The organism is Alloactinosynnema sp. L-07, assembly GCF_900070365.1.
Classification (GTDB): domain Bacteria; phylum Actinomycetota; class Actinomycetes; order Mycobacteriales; family Pseudonocardiaceae; genus Actinokineospora.
Window position 1 is genome coordinate 5,341,189 of the sequence record NZ_LN850107.1, and the last position, 17,031, is coordinate 5,358,219.

20 protein-coding genes are annotated in these 17,031 nt (G+C 68.8%); 5 read left to right on the plus strand and 15 right to left on the minus strand.

Annotated features, from left to right (window positions below):
* Positions 1–7: 7 nt before the first annotated feature.
* The 10 genes from BN1701_RS24030 to BN1701_RS24075 all read right to left on the minus strand — a co-directional run bounded on the left by BN1701_RS24030 (position 8) and on the right by BN1701_RS24075 (position 8,950).
* Positions 8–439 (minus strand): roadblock/LC7 domain-containing protein, encoded by a 432-nt coding sequence (locus BN1701_RS24030; RefSeq protein ID WP_054052440.1) that lies wholly within the window; start codon positions 437–439, stop codon positions 8–10.
* Entirely contained in the window at positions 436–3,309 is a 2,874-nt protein-coding gene (locus BN1701_RS24035) for a nitrate- and nitrite sensing domain-containing protein (protein ID WP_082860018.1), read from the minus strand. The genes BN1701_RS24030 and BN1701_RS24035 overlap by 4 nt, the downstream gene beginning before the upstream one ends.
* The gene (locus BN1701_RS24040; RefSeq protein WP_054052442.1) at positions 3,306–4,121 is read right to left on the minus strand and encodes an ABC transporter ATP-binding protein; all 816 of its coding nucleotides are present in this window, start codon (positions 4,119–4,121) and stop codon (positions 3,306–3,308) included. The genes BN1701_RS24035 and BN1701_RS24040 overlap by 4 nt, the downstream gene beginning before the upstream one ends.
* Positions 4,109–4,981 carry an ABC transporter permease gene (locus BN1701_RS24045; RefSeq protein ID WP_082860019.1) on the minus strand — a complete coding sequence of 291 codons (873 nt, stop codon included), beginning with the start codon at positions 4,979–4,981 and terminating at the stop codon, positions 4,109–4,111. The genes BN1701_RS24040 and BN1701_RS24045 overlap by 13 nt, the downstream gene beginning before the upstream one ends.
* A complete protein-coding gene (locus tag BN1701_RS24050; RefSeq protein WP_231949686.1) occupies positions 4,978–5,979 on the minus strand; it encodes an ABC transporter substrate-binding protein in 1,002 nt (333 codons plus the stop codon). The genes BN1701_RS24045 and BN1701_RS24050 overlap by 4 nt, the downstream gene beginning before the upstream one ends.
* A gap of 563 nt (positions 5,980–6,542) precedes the next feature.
* Complete coding sequence (locus BN1701_RS24055) at positions 6,543–6,737, minus strand: hypothetical protein (protein WP_054052446.1); 195 nt, start codon at positions 6,735–6,737, stop codon at positions 6,543–6,545.
* Positions 6,738–6,749: 12 nt separating this feature from the next.
* The gene (locus BN1701_RS24060; RefSeq protein ID WP_054052448.1) at positions 6,750–7,850 is read right to left on the minus strand and encodes a PLP-dependent cysteine synthase family protein; all 1,101 of its coding nucleotides are present in this window, start codon (positions 7,848–7,850) and stop codon (positions 6,750–6,752) included.
* Positions 7,847–8,200, minus strand: coding sequence for a DUF1304 domain-containing protein (locus BN1701_RS24065; protein WP_054052450.1), 354 nt, complete (start codon positions 8,198–8,200; stop codon positions 7,847–7,849). The genes BN1701_RS24060 and BN1701_RS24065 overlap by 4 nt, the downstream gene beginning before the upstream one ends.
* On the minus strand, positions 8,200–8,493 hold the full coding sequence (locus BN1701_RS24070; RefSeq protein ID WP_054052452.1) for a DUF4229 domain-containing protein: 294 nt from the start codon (positions 8,491–8,493) through the stop codon (positions 8,200–8,202). The genes BN1701_RS24065 and BN1701_RS24070 overlap by 1 nt, the downstream gene beginning before the upstream one ends.
* Complete coding sequence (locus BN1701_RS24075) at positions 8,483–8,950, minus strand: Lrp/AsnC family transcriptional regulator (protein WP_054052454.1); 468 nt, start codon at positions 8,948–8,950, stop codon at positions 8,483–8,485. The genes BN1701_RS24070 and BN1701_RS24075 overlap by 11 nt, the downstream gene beginning before the upstream one ends.
* A gap of 153 nt (positions 8,951–9,103) precedes the next feature.
* On the opposite strand from BN1701_RS24075, the gene BN1701_RS24080 reads away from it, so the two are divergent.
* From BN1701_RS24080 to BN1701_RS24095, 4 genes are all read left to right on the plus strand, one after another.
* Positions 9,104–9,319 carry a BldC family transcriptional regulator gene (locus tag BN1701_RS24080; protein ID WP_172803305.1) on the plus strand — a complete coding sequence of 72 codons (216 nt, stop codon included), beginning with the start codon at positions 9,104–9,106 and terminating at the stop codon, positions 9,317–9,319.
* A 53-nt stretch (positions 9,320–9,372) separates the two neighbouring features.
* On the plus strand, positions 9,373–9,555 hold the full coding sequence (locus BN1701_RS24085) for a hypothetical protein (RefSeq protein WP_054052456.1): 183 nt from the start codon (positions 9,373–9,375) through the stop codon (positions 9,553–9,555).
* 152 nt (positions 9,556–9,707) lie between these two features.
* Positions 9,708–10,283, plus strand: coding sequence for a NucA/NucB deoxyribonuclease domain-containing protein (locus BN1701_RS24090; RefSeq protein ID WP_157368192.1), 576 nt, complete (start codon positions 9,708–9,710; stop codon positions 10,281–10,283).
* A 5-nt stretch (positions 10,284–10,288) separates the two neighbouring features.
* Positions 10,289–10,870 (plus strand): hypothetical protein, encoded by a 582-nt coding sequence (locus BN1701_RS24095; protein ID WP_054052460.1) that lies wholly within the window; start codon positions 10,289–10,291, stop codon positions 10,868–10,870.
* A 147-nt stretch (positions 10,871–11,017) separates the two neighbouring features.
* Here the strand turns inward: BN1701_RS24095 and BN1701_RS38320 are convergent, their stop codons facing one another.
* Both BN1701_RS38320 and BN1701_RS24100 read right to left on the minus strand, forming a co-directional pair.
* Positions 11,018–11,200, minus strand: a complete 183-nt coding sequence (locus tag BN1701_RS38320) for a DUF397 domain-containing protein (RefSeq protein WP_082860021.1) — start codon at positions 11,198–11,200, stop codon at positions 11,018–11,020.
* Entirely contained in the window at positions 11,166–12,041 is an 876-nt protein-coding gene (locus BN1701_RS24100) for a helix-turn-helix transcriptional regulator (RefSeq protein WP_067520870.1), read from the minus strand. The genes BN1701_RS38320 and BN1701_RS24100 overlap by 35 nt, the downstream gene beginning before the upstream one ends.
* Before the next feature lie 635 nt (positions 12,042–12,676).
* On the opposite strand from BN1701_RS24100, the gene BN1701_RS24105 reads away from it, so the two are divergent.
* Positions 12,677–13,000, plus strand: a complete 324-nt coding sequence (locus BN1701_RS24105) for a hypothetical protein (RefSeq protein ID WP_231949687.1) — start codon at positions 12,677–12,679, stop codon at positions 12,998–13,000.
* 28 nt (positions 13,001–13,028) lie between these two features.
* On the opposite strand, the gene BN1701_RS24110 is transcribed toward BN1701_RS24105, so the two are convergent.
* The 3 genes from BN1701_RS24110 to BN1701_RS24120 form a co-directional block, all read right to left on the minus strand.
* Positions 13,029–14,483, minus strand: coding sequence for a MinD/ParA family protein (locus BN1701_RS24110; protein WP_054052462.1), 1,455 nt, complete (start codon positions 14,481–14,483; stop codon positions 13,029–13,031).
* Positions 14,484–14,597: 114 nt separating this feature from the next.
* A complete protein-coding gene (gene ccsB / locus BN1701_RS24115; RefSeq protein ID WP_054052464.1) occupies positions 14,598–15,536 on the minus strand; it encodes a c-type cytochrome biogenesis protein CcsB in 939 nt (312 codons plus the stop codon).
* Positions 15,536–17,029: a cytochrome c biogenesis protein ResB gene (locus BN1701_RS24120; RefSeq protein WP_082860415.1), complete on the minus strand. Its 1,494-nt coding sequence runs from the start codon at positions 17,027–17,029 to the stop codon at positions 15,536–15,538. The genes ccsB and BN1701_RS24120 overlap by 1 nt, the downstream gene beginning before the upstream one ends.
* Positions 17,030–17,031 lie beyond the last annotated feature (2 nt).

Here is a 17,031-nt window from a genome sequence, read left to right on the forward strand (position 1 = left end):
CGGATCGCTATCCGACACTGTTCTTGAGTTCCTCGATGAGTTGCGGGGTCAGCACCGCGCTGGCCCGGTTGGCGAACATCGCCATCTCGTAGGCGATGGTGCCTAAGCTGGCCTGCTTGGTCGCGAGCACCCCTAGCGAGCACCCGATGCTGATCGTGCAGACCAGCAGGTAGCCGCGCTCCAATTCGATGATGACCTTGTCGGGAGCGCCGAGCGGGTGGCTGTCGGACACGCCGTTGGCCAAGCCGAGCATCGCCGACGAGATGGCCGCCAGCCTGTCCGCGTTGGCCCGCTGCAGGTCAGCCGACATCGCGATCAGCAGACCGTCGGCGGACACGGCGATCGCCCCGATGGCGCCCGCGGTGTTCTGAGTGAACCTGCTGACCAGCCAGTTGAAGTTCTGCGCATCTACGCTGATCGTGGGTGCCGGCCTGGTCATGTTTTGCTCTCTCTCCTCGGATACGCCTCACGCCGTGAGGCTCCGTCCTTCGCGGCGTCCAGCGCGGTCGCCTTGGCCGCCCTTGCCAATCCTGTAGTGAACATGTCCAGGGCGGAACGCTCCGCCTCCGGGTCGCGCTCGCGCCGCTCGGTGGCCACCGGCGCGGCCCGCACGTCCGGGGTGGCCCCGGCCTTGCGCAGTCCGGGTGCCAGGTGCGCGCCGGGCACCCGCCTGCTGAGCCCGGCCCGCGACTCGTCGCGCAGGTCCCCGCCCAGTGAGTCCGCTGTGGACGAACCGCCCGCGCGGGCGAACGCGGTGCCGAACGCGTCGAGGGCCTTGCGGGCGGCTTCCGGGTCGGGCCGGGGCGGCTCGATCGGCGGCACCGTGCCCGGCGTCTCCGGGGCGCCCGTCCCCGGCAGCTGCGCACCCGCCACGCGGCGGTTGAGCCCAGCCCTGGCCGGAGCCTGCGGAGCGGGTGGCTCGACGACCGCCCGCGGCGGCACCTGCGCACCCGCGACCCGGCGGGTCAGGCCCGACCGCGAGTCGCCACCCTCGGGGGCTCGGGCCGCGGAGGTGGTGAACAGCGTCGTCTCCTCTGCGCTCTCCGCCCTATCCGCCGCGCGGGCGAAGGCCGAGCCGAACGCGTCGAGGGCGGCGCGGGCCGCCTCCGGGTCGTGCCGCGGCGCGTCGGCCTGGACCGGCGGGACCACCACGGTCGGTTCAGGGGCAGGCACCACGCCACCGGGGAGCTGGGCGCCCGCGACCCGCCGACGCAGGCCTTGGCGGCCGTCCTGCGCCGCACCCTCCCGTGCCGGGTGAACCGTCGGGGCGACCAGGTCCGGGACCGTGGGCCCGGACGCGCGGACGGGTGCCGGGGCGGGCTCGGCGCGGCCCATCGCCGCCCAGTCGGGTTCCTCGCCCTCGAAACTCGGGAACCAGCTGAACCCGGACGCCGGGGCCGCGCCGGGGATGCGCAGCCCCGGAACCACCGGAGGTCCGGGCTCGTCGCGCGGCTCCTCCACCGGCCGGGAGAACAGCTCGGGGACGATGACCACCTGCGCGGTGATGCCGCCGCCCTCGGTCGGGACCAGCCGCACCCGCAGCGAATGCCGCCGGGCCAGGCGACCGACCACGAACAGGCCGAGCACCGTGGTCGGCACGATGTCGAGGCGTTCGCGCTCGACGAGTCGGCGGTTCTCCTCGGCCAGCTTCTGCGCGGGCATCCCGATGCCGTGGTCGACGACACTGACCACACAGGACCCGTCGGCGGTGAACGACGTGCCCACCTCGACCGTGGCCCCCGGCGGGGAGAACGATGTCGCGTTGTCCATCAGCTCGGCGAACACCAGCACGAGGTCCGACCCGATCGGCGCGGGCAGCGTGAGGTCGGCGATCGAACCGAGGTCGACCCGCTGGTACTCCTCGATCTCGGCCAGCGCCGAGCGCAGCGCGATGGCCAGCTCGATCGGCCCCGACAGCCTGCCCTGCTCCTGCGCGCCCGCGACGACCAGCAGGTTGTCGGCGCTGCGGCGCAGGCGGGTGGAGACGTGGTCGAGCCGGTAGAGCCGTTCGAGCAGGCGCACGTCCTGCTCGTCGCGCTCGAGTTCGTCGACAAGGGCCATCTGCCTGCCGACCAGGTTCTGGGTGCGCTGGGCGACGTTGGCGAACATCAGGCCGACGTTGCGCCGGGTGACCGCCTGCCGCTCGACCAGCGCCGACGCGGTCGACTGCACGCGGTTGAACGCCGCGGCGAGCTGGCCGACCTCGTCGCTGGAGACCACCTCGATCTCGGCGAACTGCGGGGCCTGGTCCTCGGCCTCCTCGGTGTCGGCGACCCGGACCAGTTCGTTCTCGGCGAGGTCGGCGATCAACACAGCGGCGTTGGTGAGCCTGCGCAGCGGGTCGGCGATGGAGCGGCTGACCCGCAGGGCCAGGAACGCGACCAGCGCGAACAGCAGCGCCGCGCCGACCCCGACCGTCCACGCGGACGCCTGCGCGCCGGACGCCCGGTCCGCCGCGGCCTTGGTGACCTGGGCCGTGACCTGGTCCTGCACGCCGCGCCGCAGTCGCGACTGCTCCCGCACGGCCTCCAGCGCGTCGGAGACGAAGTCCGGTCGGGCGCTCGCGTCGACGGGCAGCCTGCCCGCCAGCGTGTCGACCTTGCGCGCCGCCTCACCCTGGGCGACCTCGACCACGAGACCCGCGTGCACGGCGTCGGCCTGCTCGACGAACCGCTCGGTCAGCATCCGCGACTGGGCGGTCGCGTTGTCCACCAGGACCTGGCCGGTGGTCGGGTCGATGGCGGCGGCGATGAACGCCATGCCGCGCAGCTCGCCCTCCTCGTTGGCGCGCAGCAGCGAGTCCAGCACGGTGAGCTGGCGGGTGCCCTCGGCGTCGGTGTCGGACTGCAGGACCAGCCGCAGTCCGTCGATCACCGCGCCGATGACCGCGTGGTAGGTACGGGCGACGGCGTCGGCGGAGACACCGTGGCGCAGCGCGTTCTGCCGCAGCTCGCGCAGCGAGCCGATGCGGACCAGGGCGGAGGCCAGCTCGTCGGAACCGTCCGCGCCCAGCACGCCCATCGCGGTGTTGGCCGCGTCGTCGACGGTGCGGTGCTGGCGGACCAGGTCGGTGTTGTCCGCCTCCGGGTTCGCCAGATAGGCCGCGGTGAGCAGCCGCTCGCGCTGCAACTCCCACACCAGCCCACTGAAGTCGCGCGCGTGGCCCGCGACGTCGGCGGTGCTGCGGGAGGACCGTGCGGTGTCGATCTGGCCCATCACCCACGGGACGGCCACGACGAGCACCGCCGTGAGCGGCACCAGGAGCAGCACATTGAGCTTGCCCCGGATGCCTAGCCTGCTGAGAATCATCGGTCACCTGCCGTCGCGCGGGCCGTGTGCGCGTTGTGTTGGGCCCGGACGAGGTCCTCGATGGACGCGCGCAGGGCCAGGAATTCGGGGGTGCGCTTGACCGAGAGGTCCCGGTCGGCGGGCAGGTCGACGGCGAGGTCGGCGGCGATCCGACCGGGGTCGCAGGCCAGGACCACGACCCGGGTACCGAGGAAGACCGCTTCCTCGACGTCGTGGGTGACCATGAGCACGGTCTTCCCGGTGTCCTGCCACACCTGCCGGATGAGCACCTGCATGTCTTCCTTGGTCTGCACGTCGAGCGCGCCGAACGGCTCGTCGAGCAGGAGCACCTCGGGTTCGCAGACCAACGCGCGCGCGATGGCCACGCGCTGCTGCTGGCCGCCGGAGAGCTGGCGAGGCAAGGCGTCGCGCAGGTCGGTCAGGCCGGTCTCGGCGAGGTACCAGTCGACCCTGCGGGCGCGCTCGGCCGCGTCGACCTTGAGCAGTTCCAGGCCGAAGGCGACGTTGCGCTCGACGGTGCGCCACGGATACAGGGTCCCGGCCTGCGGGACCAGCCCGCGGTCGGGACCAGGCCCGTCGACCGGCGCGTCATCGAGGGTGATCGTGCCCTCGGTCGGCGTCCGCAGCCCCGCGACCATGGCCAGCAGCGTCGACTTTCCCGACCCGCTGGCGCCGACGACACACACGAACTCACCCGGTTCCACCCGGAGGTCGACCCCTTCCAGGGCGCGCACCGTCCGGCCGCGCTCCCGGAAGTCCTTGCTCACCCCGCGCATAACCAGCGTCCCCGCCAGCGGAGTCACATCGACCATCTGCCCACCCTGTCCCGCAGCAAGCGGATCATGACGTCGAACGTCACGCCCGCGATTCCGATCACGATGAGCACCGCGAAGATCTTGTCCGTCTGCGTGAACCGCTGGGCGCGCACGATCCGGTAGCCGAGGCCCTCGGTCGCGGCGATCAGTTCGGCCACGACCACGAAGTTCCACGCCGCGGCGGCGTTGACCCGGATCGCGTCGAGCATGCCAGGCAGCGAGTACGGCACGATCACCTTGCGCAGCACCTCGCCGCGGCGGGCGCCGAGCGTGTAGGAGACGTCGATCATCGCGCGCGGTACCCGGCGCACCGCGTCCGCGGTCATCAGCGTGTTGAAGAAGACCGTGGCGATGAACAGGAGCAGGACCTTCGACGGCTCCCCGATGCCCAGCCAGATGATCAGCAGCGGGATGAACGCGCTCGCGGGCAGATACCGCAGCACGCTGATCACCGGGCCGAACAGCGCCTGCCCGGCCGCGAACGTGCCCATCACGAGGCCGAGCGGCACCGAGACCAGCACCGCGAGACCGAACCCGAGCAGCACCCGCTGCACGGTGGCCCACAGGTCGGTGAACAGCTCGCCCGACTTGGCCATCTCCAGGCCCGCGTCGAGCACCGATGCCGGTGACGGCAGGAACTTGCCCGGCACCACGCCCAACGCCCACACCGCGACCCACACGATCACGGGCAGCGCCAGCGACACGACGCCCAGCGCCAAGGTGGACCGGTTCGAGATGGACGTGCGGATGGTGAGCAGCGCGGAGGTACGGCGTGGCTTGGGCCTGCGCGGCAACGGCGCCCACCCCTCCCGGCCGGGCCGGGAGGGGTGGGCGTCGGTCTCCAGCAGCTGACTCACTCCTTGACCGACTTCACGAACTGATCATCGAGCAGCCCATCGATCTTCGGCCGCTCGCCGACCAGGCCGGTCTCAAGCATGAAGTCGATGATCCGGTCGGCCTGGTGGTTCAGGTGCGCCGGGGTGGTGCCGGGGGTGAAGGCGTCCAGGTTCTGTTGGCGGGTGAAGATCGTCGTGCCCGCGTCGTAGGACTTGTAGTCGTCAGCGCTCACGCCGCCGCGCTTGGCCATGATCTCCACGGCCTTGTCCTTGTTGTCCTTGATCCACTTCACCGTTTCGAACCAGGTGGTGACCAGCGCCTGGACCTCCTTGGGGTGGTCCTTGACGAAGTCGGCCGTGAACACCAGGTGGTCGGGGATGGCGCCGGGGAACTCCGCGGAGGTGGCGATGGCGGTGCTGCCCTTGCGCTCGAGCGCGGTGGTGGTGAACGGCGCGAACGCGCCGACCGCGTCGACCTGGCCCGCGGCGAACGCTGCGGCGGCGGCGTCGGTGGCCATCGGAACGAGTTCGATGTCCTTCTCGGTCAGCTTGGCCTCGGCGAGCGCGAGCAGCAGCAGGTAGTGGTCCACCGTGCCCTGCTCGACCGCCACCTTCTTGCCCTTCAGACCCGCGACGCTGGTGATGCCCTCCGCGGCGATGATCTTGTCATTTCCGGTGGAGTTGTCGTTCACCAGGACGATCTTTTGCTGTGCTCCACCGCTGACGGAGGCGAGCGTGTCGTTGAGGGTCTGGCTGTTGGCGTCGATCGCGCCGGTCGACAGGGCGTTGAGGCTGTCGGTGTAGCTGTCGAAGTACTTCAAGTCCACGTTGACGCCGTTCTTGGCGAACAACCCTTGTTCCTGGGCGACCTGCCACGGGAACCAGCCGGGCCAAGCGCTGAATCCGAGCGTGACCTTTGTCCCGGATGCGGCGGTGCTGGACGAACAGGCCGAGGTGACACCGACGACCGCCACAACGCATGCGATGGCGGCGAACAGTCTCGTGAGCGGGCGAGACACCACTGTCGTACTCCTGGGGGACGAGGATGGGAGAACGGTGCTGCGGTTCTGAGAATTTCTCCGGTTACCCGGGAGATATCTCGTGGAAAACGCGGGTATTGGTTCTTCGTCGACTTTCGCCGCCGCTGGACCACCCATTTCCAGGCCGCTGGGGACTCCCCTCCCCGTTGGGTGACGACCGGACCGTTGTCGCGTTCGTCCGCGCGCTCCCCCGGAGCGCGGAGGCCGCACTCCCCGCGTCGCCGAACCCCGACATCGAACACGCCCTCCACCTGACCTGGCACAACCCTGCGCGCCAGACCATAACGGGACCCGCCGCCGACCCTGGATAGCGGGATACCGATATCACCTGATCGGAGTAATGGACTAGACCGTATGTTACTCAATGCAATTGTCGCGCAGATCACTACAATATTACTCCGAATAGCCTAAGCGGATTACCGGCCCGCAAAGTTCTCGCTAATAGCGTCTCACCGCTTGCGCAGTCGGGGGGTGCGGGCCACCTGGAATTTCACGCTAGTTCCACTTTCGCCGAAATACCCCCACCCGGGGAGACGGCTCGACTACCAGGCGTCGTGTCTGCGCACGGTGTAGCCGGACTCGTCGTCATCGTCACGGTGCCGGGTGTCCGGCTCAGTGGTGTCGGAGGTCGCACCGGCTTCGGCGACCTTCGCCTCGGCCGCGGCCAGGCTCGCCAGCGCGGCGTCGAGTTGGGCCTCGGCGGCCAGCAGCCGCTCGCTCTTCCACGTCTCGTCCATGCGCCCTCCGGTTTACAGCGCGCCCGCGGGCCACAGCCCGGTGGCGAAGAACTCGTCCAGGACGGCGAGGTGCGGCTCGATGTCGAGGTCCTGGGCGGCCAGCCACGCGTCGTCGAAGTAGGTGTGGGAGTAGCGCTCGCCGCCGTCGCAGAGCAGCGTCACCACGCTGCCCGACTCCCCGGCCGCCCGCAGCTCGCCGACGAGCCGCAGCGCGCCCCACAGGTTGGTGCCGGTGGACCCGCCGACCCGGCGCCCGGTGACCCGCTCGGCCATCCGGACCGCGGCGATCGACGCGGCGTCCGGCACCTTGATCATCTGGTCGATCACGGTGCCGAGGAAAGACGGCTCGACCCGCGGCCTGCCGATCCCCTCGATCCGCGAGCCGCGGCTGCCGGTCAGCCCTGGCTCGCCGTCGCGCCAGGCGTCGAAGAAGACCGAGTGCTCGGGATCGACCACGGCCAGGCGGGTCTGTAGGGCGCGATAGCGGATAAAGCGGCCGATGGTGGCGCTGGTCCCGCCGGTGCCCGCGCCGACGACGACCCACGCGGGCTCGGGGTGCGGCTCCATGGCCATCTGCTCGAAGATCGACTCGGCGATGTTGTTGTTGCCGCGCCAGTCGGTGGCCCGCTCGGCGTGGGTGAACTGGTCGATGTAGTGCCCGTCGAGCTCGTCGGCCAGCCTGCGGGACTCGGCGTAGATCTGGCCGGGCTCGTCGACGAAGTGGCAGCGGCCGCCCTGCCGCTCGATCAGCTCGACCTTCTCCGGGCTGGTCGTACGCGGCATGACCGCGATGAACGGCAGGCCGAGCATCCGGGCGAAGTACGCCTCGGAGACCGCGGTGGAGCCGCTGGAGGCCTCGATGACCGGGGTGCCGTCGACGATCCAGCCGTTGCACAGGGCGTAGAGGAACAGCGACCGCGCGAGGCGGTGCTTGAGCGAGCCGGTCGGGTGGGTTGACTCGTCCTTGAGGTAGAGCTGGACGTTCCAGTCGACCGGCAGCGGGAAGGGCAGCAGGTGGGTGTCGGCGCTGCGGTTCGCGTCGGCCTCGATGATCCGGATGGCCTGGCAGACCCAGGCCCGGGTCCGCGCGCCGCGGCGATCGGTCGCGGTCATCGCGCGAGCAGCACCGTCAGCAGGGCGAACGCGGCCGGGACGGTCTGGACGAACAGGATCCGCTTGGACACCGTCGCCGCGCCGTAGAGGCCCGCCACGGCCACGCAGATCAGGAAGAACACCTGGAAGGGTGTCGAGTCGGCGACCAGGCCGTAGATCAGGCCCGCGGCGAGGAAGCCGTTGTAGAGGCCCTGGTTGGCCGCCAGGGTCGCCGACTCCGCAGCGAACTCCTTGGTCGTGCCGAACGCGGCCCGCCCACGCGGGGTCTTCCACAGGAACATCTCCAGCACCAGGATGTAGATGTGGATCAGGGCGACCAGCCCGACCAGCACCGCGGCGGCGACGGCCACTACTTCTCCTCATCCGGTTCGGTGTCCCCGCGCAGCTCGGCGCGCAGCCGGTCGCGGTCGGCGTAGCGCTCGGCCAGGCCCGCGGTGACCCGCTCGTTGAGGCCGCGGAACAGCAGCAGCCCGAGCGGGAAGCCCACCACGATGCCGATGGCCAGCGCCACGAGCAGCGGAATGTCGAACAACGCCAGCGCGCCCGTGACGGCCGCCACAATGGCCACCCGCGCGGCGGTGTAGAGGGCGATGTCGCGGCCCAGGTGCTTGTGTTCCTGCACGTCCTGGACGTTACTCGGCATGCCCGCGCTCCTCGTCGACGGTGTTCGGCCTGCCCTCGAACCGGGTCGAGAGCACCACCGTCGAGCGGGTCCTGGCCACGCCCTTGATCCGACGCAGGCGACTCAGCGCGCGCTCCAGGTCGTCGACCGTGGCCACCCGGACCTTGACGACGAACGACTCGTCCCCGGCCACCCGGTAGCAGGACTCGACCTCATGCAGCTCGCCCAGCGCGTCGGCGACGTCCTCGTCGTCGGCGGTGTCGGTCGGGTGGATCGACACCAGGGCCGTGACGCCAAGGCCGACGGCCCTCGGGTCGACCACCGCGTGGTAGCCGGTGATCACCCCGGCGGTCTCCAGCTTGCCGACCCGCTCGTGCACCGCCGACGCCGACAACCCCACCTGCCTGCCTAGATCGGCGTAGGTAACCCGGCCATTGGTGCGCAAGGCAGCGATAATTCGACGATCGACGGTGTCCACGGCCAAAGCGTACGACGAGTGCGGTACGTGTCCGAACCGGCCGTTTTGTCCCTTACTACCTCTTTACCATCACCCAACCGTTCGAGTACTCGAAGGGCGAGATGCCACGATGCTCCTGGTTCAGGCGGATTTTCGGCCAAGGAGGCGGCGAAGGTGACCATTGGGCACGTCGGAGAGCGGCTGCTGACCCCAGGGGAAGTCGCGGCCCTGTTCCGGGTCGACCCCAAGACCGTCACCCGCTGGGCGACAGCGGGCCGCATCGGCTCCATCCGCACCCCGGGCGGCCACCGCCGCTTCCGCGAATCGGAGGTCAAGGCCCTGCTGGCCGAACTGACCACCGAAGCAGGCGACCAGTCAACACCCATGTAACGGACAAACCGGCTAACCTCGAACATCTCAGTGGTTGTTTCGGAGGTGCCTCGATGATCTACCTACTCGCCGTGGTCGGCGCTCTCACGGTCGCGGTCCTCCTCTGGCGTGCGTTCGGTCCCCAAGCCGCGCAGGTCCCGTCCCGCCGGACCACGTTGGCGCCGGACGACGACCCGGACTTCCTGCGCAAGCTGGACCAGAAGAAGCCCCGTCCGGAGGACGAGCCCCCGGCCTGACTTCGACCCAGGTGGCCTCCTGGCGCCACCCTGGGAACTGTCGGCGATCTCTGCGATACTCAGAGTGACAGGTTCGACTCACCTGACAACCTGGGGGTTTGTCGATGGGCTCGCGGACTCGGACAGGGATCAGATCCAAGGTCATCACGGCGGTGGTCGTGGTGGTCGTCGTGACGCAGGTTCCTCCGGTGCGCGACGCGGTGGTCGGCATTCCGGTCATTGGTGGGATCGTCAGCGAGATCCCCGCCGTGGTCGAACTGTTCGCAGGCGCTCCCAACGGGATGGCCGTGCCCGAGCCGTGGAGACACCGACTGGAGGAATGCACGCCTACCGTGATCAAACGGGATCGTCGGTGTGGCGAGTTGCCGGTGCTGCCGATCGACGCGAAGGCCACGCCGTATATCGCGCGCAACATCAGTATCGCGTGGTCGGCGGGTAAACCCGCGTTGTTGACTCTTATGCGCGCGAATGCGGACGCCAACCGCGCCGCCGCGCTCTCCGGGCGTGCGCGAGCCTTCAGTCGGACAAGCCTGGACGAGTACCCTATGGCGACAACAGGCGAAGGCGGAAAGGGGGCGAGAGTCGAAGAGGTGCCCGAGAATGAGAACAACAGCCAGGGGGAAACGATGAACACGTTCTACTACGTGAACAAGATGGCCGATGGCGATCAATTCCTTGTGGTCATCCTCAATCCGCACGACATCGCCAGGGACGCATACAAGGGATGACACCGATGGTCGACTCTAACCGCTACTCCTGGATCAACGACCAGGCCGTCTACGGCGGATTCACCCTCACCATCGCCGACGGGGTGAACGAAGACGACGTCATCGCTCTCTACGGCGGCGACCCGAGCGACTGCGACATGATGACATTCGAGGAATCCTTCAACATGCACGACGGCACATCGCCTGACCGCGTGCGTACTCTCACCGCGATCGCCCGAATCCACGTCGCCAACGACCGCGTCGACAAGGAAACCGTCGTCATCGCGATCGAGAACAACGGATGGGCCGCGCTCGACGTCGCCCGCAACGCCAAGAAAGGCCAGTTCTTCACGGTCTATCGTGGAGGGCAAGGTCGAACCGTCATCATCCACACCGCCGACGGACACACCCTGGCCGATTTCGAGCCGACATTGATGATCAACGGTACCGACGTCGGTGGCATCGTTCCTGAATGGGCGCACACCGCCGAATGGCGTCCGGGTGCGATCACCACGACCGCGCTCTCGCTCGCAGGCAAGGTCATGCGAGTCGACATCGCCGAAGAGTGGTTCACGAAGCCCGCCAAGACGACCGTCACACCCTCGTGACGTGCGCAGGCGGCTCGTCAATCGGGCGAGTTGTCGGCGCGGGGCATCGGTCTGGGCCAAATCCCTCGGTCGGATCGCCTGAGAGATCCCGCCGTGGTCGAGCTGTTGGCCGCGTACCCTAGACGGGACGGTCGCGACAAAGCTGACCTAGTTGAATTCGCCTACGTGGATGAGGCGAACGAGCGCGGCCATGTTCGCGTTTATCGTCGGTCCGTTCGGATTCTTGGAGTCGCGAACTTCCCCCATGGTGCGATGTAGCTCGACGCACGTTGCGCCGGACTGGCTGCGGCTCGACTTACGCCAGGTTGTCGGGGTGTCCGGGAAGGACATCTCTGTTCTCCATTCTCTGTATCAAATCGGTAATGAGTCGCATGGATTCCTCGGCGTCCAGCGCGACCCGCGCCACCATTTCCGCAGCCTGCTTGTACGCGTTCACATCGACTTCCTTGTGCAGCCACAGGGTCGAACGTCGAGTGTCGAGAAACACGACTGCCGGGGCGTTGTCAGACTCGATGAGGTTGAATGCGCCTTCCAGTCCGGGGTGCCAGCCGACGCCGAACGGCACTATCCGCACGTCAACGTTGGGAAGCCGGTTCACCTCCACCAGGTGATGCAACTGCGCGAGCATCCCTGAGTGTCCGCCGATGTTCTGGTACAGCGCGGCCTGGCCGACCAGCGCGAGCAGTCGAGCCGGGTTGGGTCGCGTGATGACCTCTCGGCGGCCCGCGCGAACGGCGATTCGGGTAGGGATGTCGACGGGCGGAACGCCCCCGGCTGTCATGATCGCCCGCACGTGGTCGGTCGTCTGTAGAAGTCCGGGAATCATCAGCGGCGTGATCTCGGTGATCTTCTGTGCGCTCTGCTCGAATTCGATGTAGGCGGCCAACTGTTGCCGTTGCTCGGGCAGCGTCGTGGCCACCCACTGCGGCTCATCTGTCCCGTACACCAAGGTCATCACGTCGTCGTACTGTTCCCCGGCGACGCCCAGGGAGGTCAGGATCTGGGCCACCTGTTCGGGTCGCGGAATCCGGTCACCCGTCTCCCACCGAGACAGCACACCAGGATCACGCTGAATCTGTCCGGCGAAATCCCGCAAGGTGAACCCCTTCTCCAACCGCGCCTGCCGAAGCGCGTTGCCCAGCGCCAGCGCCTTGGGCGTCCTCTTTCCCATGTCGTCCTCGTGTTGTCCTGGCGGTAACAGCCTAGTGTCACCGCGACCGATGAAACCATCACCCGTTGTGCCTAGCGCAACACGATTGCGATAGTTGCCATGTTGTCGGAACCTTCTGGTATCAGGCCGAAATTACCAGGTAGCCAACCTCGCCGCAGCGGCCTCATTCTCCGAGGTCACCTCTTGCGCCAAACGGTCCGTTGGGCGCTGCGGCGAAAACAAGGGGAAGGACAACAAACATGAACACCACGCCAGCGCCCGATCCAGTGGGTGCGTCGTGAGCGGGTCGGTGTGGACGGTGGTGATTCTGGGAGTCGCGGCGGTGTTGGTGATCAGGTTGACCGTGCGCGATATCCGCAGGGATCTCCGCGATCGGCGGGGTAGGTCATGAGCGGTCGGGCGGGGACAAGGCCCCCGGTGTTGTGGTTGACCTGCCTGGACAGGCTGGATCACGCGGTGCGGGACGAGGAGTTCGCGACCAACCCTTCGGGTGTGTTCGGGGCGGTGTGTGGCGCCTCGGTGACGCCTGCGTCCTCGCACTGCGCGCCGCGTCCACCGTGTCCGACGTGTGGCCGGTTCGTATTTGCGTGGGGACAGCCTTCTCGGCCGAGTGCGCCGGAGCGTCATGAGCGTTGGTGGACACGGTGGCTGTGCCGGGGCAGCCGATGACCGGCGACGCGCAAACGGCGCCCTTGTTGTTGGTGCGCCTGCGATCGGGGCCAGGGGTGCGCGAAACCCAGCGAATGGTGCACCTGGTGGCCGCTCCGGTGCCGCAGGCCATTGGGACACCGCCTGCGGTGTTGCCCGCGCTGTGCGGATTCACCGTCGCTCCGGGGGTCGCGGAGGTGTTGCCTGGGCTGGGCGGGATGCCGTGCGAGCGCTGCATGTCGCACTCCGCGTCCCCGGAAGGTGCTCGGCTGCGCGCGGCCACCCTCCCGGCCGTGGGCAGCGCATGGTGAGCGGCGCGGCGCACGAGTGTGACAGGTGTCAGCGGGGGAAGTCGTCGGCCACGGTGGCGGCCAGTTCCAGTAGGGCGATCCGGGTCTCCGGGGCCAACCGGTCCAGCTCGATCTCCGCGCCCTCTTCCAGGTGTGGGTCGAACGGAATCCGGCACACCGCCCGGCACCGAGAACCGAAGTGCGCGGCCAACTTGTCCAGGTCGACCGAACCCGACTTGGGCCGCACCGAGTTGATCACAGCAACCGATCGGGCGACCAGATCGCGATACCCGTGCGCGTCCAGCCAGTCCAGCGTGGCCGAAGCGCTTCGGGCGCCGTCTACGGAACCGGATGAGACGATCACCAGTGAGTCGGCGATGTCGAGAACGCCCTTCATCGCCGAGTGCATCAGGCCGGTGCCGCAGTCGGTGAGCACGATGTTGTAGAAGTGCTCCAGCAACGCCACGGTGCGCCGGTAGTCGGCCTCGCTGAAGGCCTCCGACACGGCCGGGTCCTGCTCGCTGGCGAGCACCTCCAGCCGGGACGGCCCCTGCGAGGTGTACGCGCGGATATCGCTGTAGCGGCGAATGCGGTCGGCGTCGCGCAGGAGGTGGCGGACGGTCGCGGTGGTCTCAAGGGGGATCTTCTGGCTCAGGGTGCCGCGGTCGGGGTTGGCGTCCACCGCGATCACCCGGTCGCCGCGCAGCGACGAGAACGTGCTGCCCAGGGTGGTAGTCGTGGTGGTCTTGCCGACGCCGCCCTTGAGGCTGAGCATGGCGATCTTGTAGCAGCCGCGCAGGGGCTGGTTGACCCTGGCGATCAGCTCACGCCTGCGGACGTCGGCCGGGCTCTCACCGACGTTGATCAGGTGGCCGCTGGCGACGTACACGGCCTTGCGCCAGCCCGACTGCGGGGCGCGCTTGGCCTGCTTGAGCAGGCGGGCCGAGGACAGGTCGTGCGGCTGCTCGGCGGCCTGAGGGCCGCGCTGGGGGTGGCCGGGCTGCGGCTGGCCCTGCGGGTGGCCGTATTGCTGGCCGTATCCCGGCTGCCCGTACGGCCCGGGGTTCACCGGGTGCGGACCCGACTGACCTGGTGTCACGGCATGCGGACCCGACTGACCGGGGTTCACGGCATGCGGACCCGACTGACCGGGGTTCACCGAATACGGGCCCGACTGGCCGGGATTCACCGCGTGCGGACCCGACTGACCGGGATTCACCGCGTGCGGACCCGACTGGCCAGGGTTCACCGAATACGGGCCCGACTGGTTCGGGTTGACCGCGTGCGGGCCGGACTGGCCGCCGCCGACCTGGTGCGGGCCGGAGAGCGCCGCGGGGTCGTGGTGGGGGCCGGATGAGGCGGGGTCGGGGTGGCGGGTCGAGTCCGTGACGGCCTCCTCTTCCAGGTGGGACACATCCTTCTCCGGAGCGGGCCCGAAGTCGGCATCGGAGGTGTCGGCAGGTGGCCGCCAGGCCAGGTCTGACTCTTCTCGACGTCCAGTCACCCGCGCGACTCCTCCTGCACCCAGACCGCTGAATCCCTCAAGCGCGACCGTAACGCACTTCGCATGAGCAACCGCAGGTGAGGGGCACTAGGCGCGGTCCTGCGAGTCCGGCGCCTACGCGTATGAGTGCATGCCCGCGATCACCAAGTTGATGAAGAACAGGTTGAACACGACGATCGCGAAGCCGACCGTGTTGATCACCGCGGCCCGGGTGCCCCGCCAGCCCGCGGTCGCCCGCGAGTGCAGATAGCCCGCGTAGACGACCCACGCGACGAACGCGACGGTCTCCTTGGGGTCCCAGCCCCAGAACCGGCCCCATGCCGCCTCGGCCCAGATCGCGCCGCAGATGATGCCGAAGGTGTAGATCGGGAAGGCGAAGATGGTGGTGCGGTAGGCGAGCCGGTCGAGGGTGTCCGCGTCGGGGAGCTTGGGGCCGAACCTGGCGAACTTCGCCGGGTTCGCGTCGTGCCGGGTGCGCATCAGGTACAGCACGCTGACCACGCCGGGGATCAGGAACAGGCCGCTGGAGATGATGGCGGCCGAGACGTGCACGATCAGCCAGTACGACTGCAGCGCGGGCTGGACCGGCGCGGCGTCGGTGTAGAGGACCGTGCCGCCGAGGAACATCAGGATCACGATCGGGGTGAGCACGAACACGCCGAGCCTGCGCACGTCGAACTTGGTCATCAGCACGATCCACGTGGTGACCGCGACGAGCGTGACGGCCATGCCGTACTCGTACATGTTGCCCCAGGGCGCGCGGTGGGTCGCCACGCCGCGCAGGACCAGGGCCGACAGGTGCAGCAGCGCGCCGAGCGCGGTCAGCGCGACGGCGCCCCGGCCGAAGCGCTCGGGCTTGTCGCGGCCGGGGGGCTGCTCGATCAGGCCGATGACCGGTGCGCCCGCGCCGACCAGTTCCCTGGCCTCGGACTTCTTCGCCGCGCGGTTGAACGCCTGCTCGACGGCGTAGCCGATCATCGCGAAGACATAGACGAGCGCTGCGGCGCTGTAGGTCCAGTCGCTGTAGGTCGACAGCGTCTCGTTGACCGGCATCAGGTACCCCTCCTGGGACTGAGCAATTCGGCGGCGACCGTCCGGAACTCCTCGCCGTATCCCGCCTGGTCGGTTCGGGCCAAGCCGCCGACCTCGACCACGGTACGACCCTCGTCCTGAGGGGCCGCACGCACCCACAGCCTGCGCCGCTTCACCGTCAGCGAGGCGCCGAGGCCCAAGATCATGAAGACCGAGCTGACGAGGACCCAGAGCTGAGTCGGGTCGTGGGAGACCTGCAGCGACACCCAGCGCTCGACTCCGTCGAACCGGATCTTCGTGCCGTCGTCGAGGGTGATGGCCTCACCCGGCTTGAGGTTCTCCCTGGCCACCTTGGTCAGCCTGCCGCTGTCGACCATCGACTGGTCGATGCCGAAGATCGACTGGCCGCGCCCGGAGTCCAGCCCGGAGTCCCCGCGCAGCACGTCGACGGCGACGGCCGGGTCGCGCAGGTCGGGGAAGCCGGAGGTCAGCAGCTTGTCGTGCATCAGCGCGGTCGGCGCGAGCAGGCCGGTGACCACGAGCTGGCGCTTGCGACGCTCCTCGGAGTCGGTCACGCCCGGCGGGTCGAACTTGACCGCGCCCTCGGAGAGCAGGGTCAGGTTGTCGACCGGGCGCCACTGGATGGTCTGCGGACGCTGCTCGCCGTTGGGCCAGGTGACGGTGAAGGTCGGCGCGTAGCCGTGGCCGAGCAGGTAGACCCGGTCGCCCGCGGTGCGCAGCGGCGAGTTGACTTCCAGGTCGTAGGGCCGCCAGGTGTTGGTCGCCAGGTCGTCGTCCGCCTGGTAGTCGATCTTGGCGGTGAAGCTGTCGGCCTGGCCGGTGGGCAGGTAGTTGGCCTTGAAGTCGTTGACCCGCACGCAGAAGGGGCTCAGGTCGGTGCCGTCGACACGCAGGCCGGGCCGGAACGAGTCGTAGTTGAGGGTGCCCGAGTTGCAGAACTCGGAGCCGTCGGCCTTGACGATGACCTGGCCCTCGTAGTTGAACATCTTGCCCAGCGCCAGCGCGACGATCAGGCCGAGCATGGCGAAGTGGAAGATCAGGTTGCCGGTCTCGCGCAGGTAGCCGCGCTCGGCGCTGAGGCTCCGCGCGCCGTCGGCCTCCTCGCGCTCGACCAGCCGCCAGCCGCGCAGCCGGGCGCGCGCCCTTGCCATCACGTCGGCGGGGGTGTCGACCTGGGTGGCGGTCTCGTGGTGGGGCAGCCGGGCGAGGTTGCGCGGGGTGAGCACGGGCTGGGCGCGCAGGGCCTTGGCGTACTCGAACGTGCGCGGCAGCAGGCAGCCGACCAGTGAGATGAACAGCATCAGGTAGATCGCCGAGAACCAGACGCTGCCGTAGACGTCGAAGAACTGCATCCGGTCCAGCAGCGTGCCCCACCAGCCATGACTGGCGATGTAGGCGGTGACGTTCGGCGGGTTGAGCGACCGCTGCGGCAACAGGGCGCCGGGCATCGCGGCCAGGGCGAGCAGGAACAGCAGGATGAGCGCTGTCCGCATCG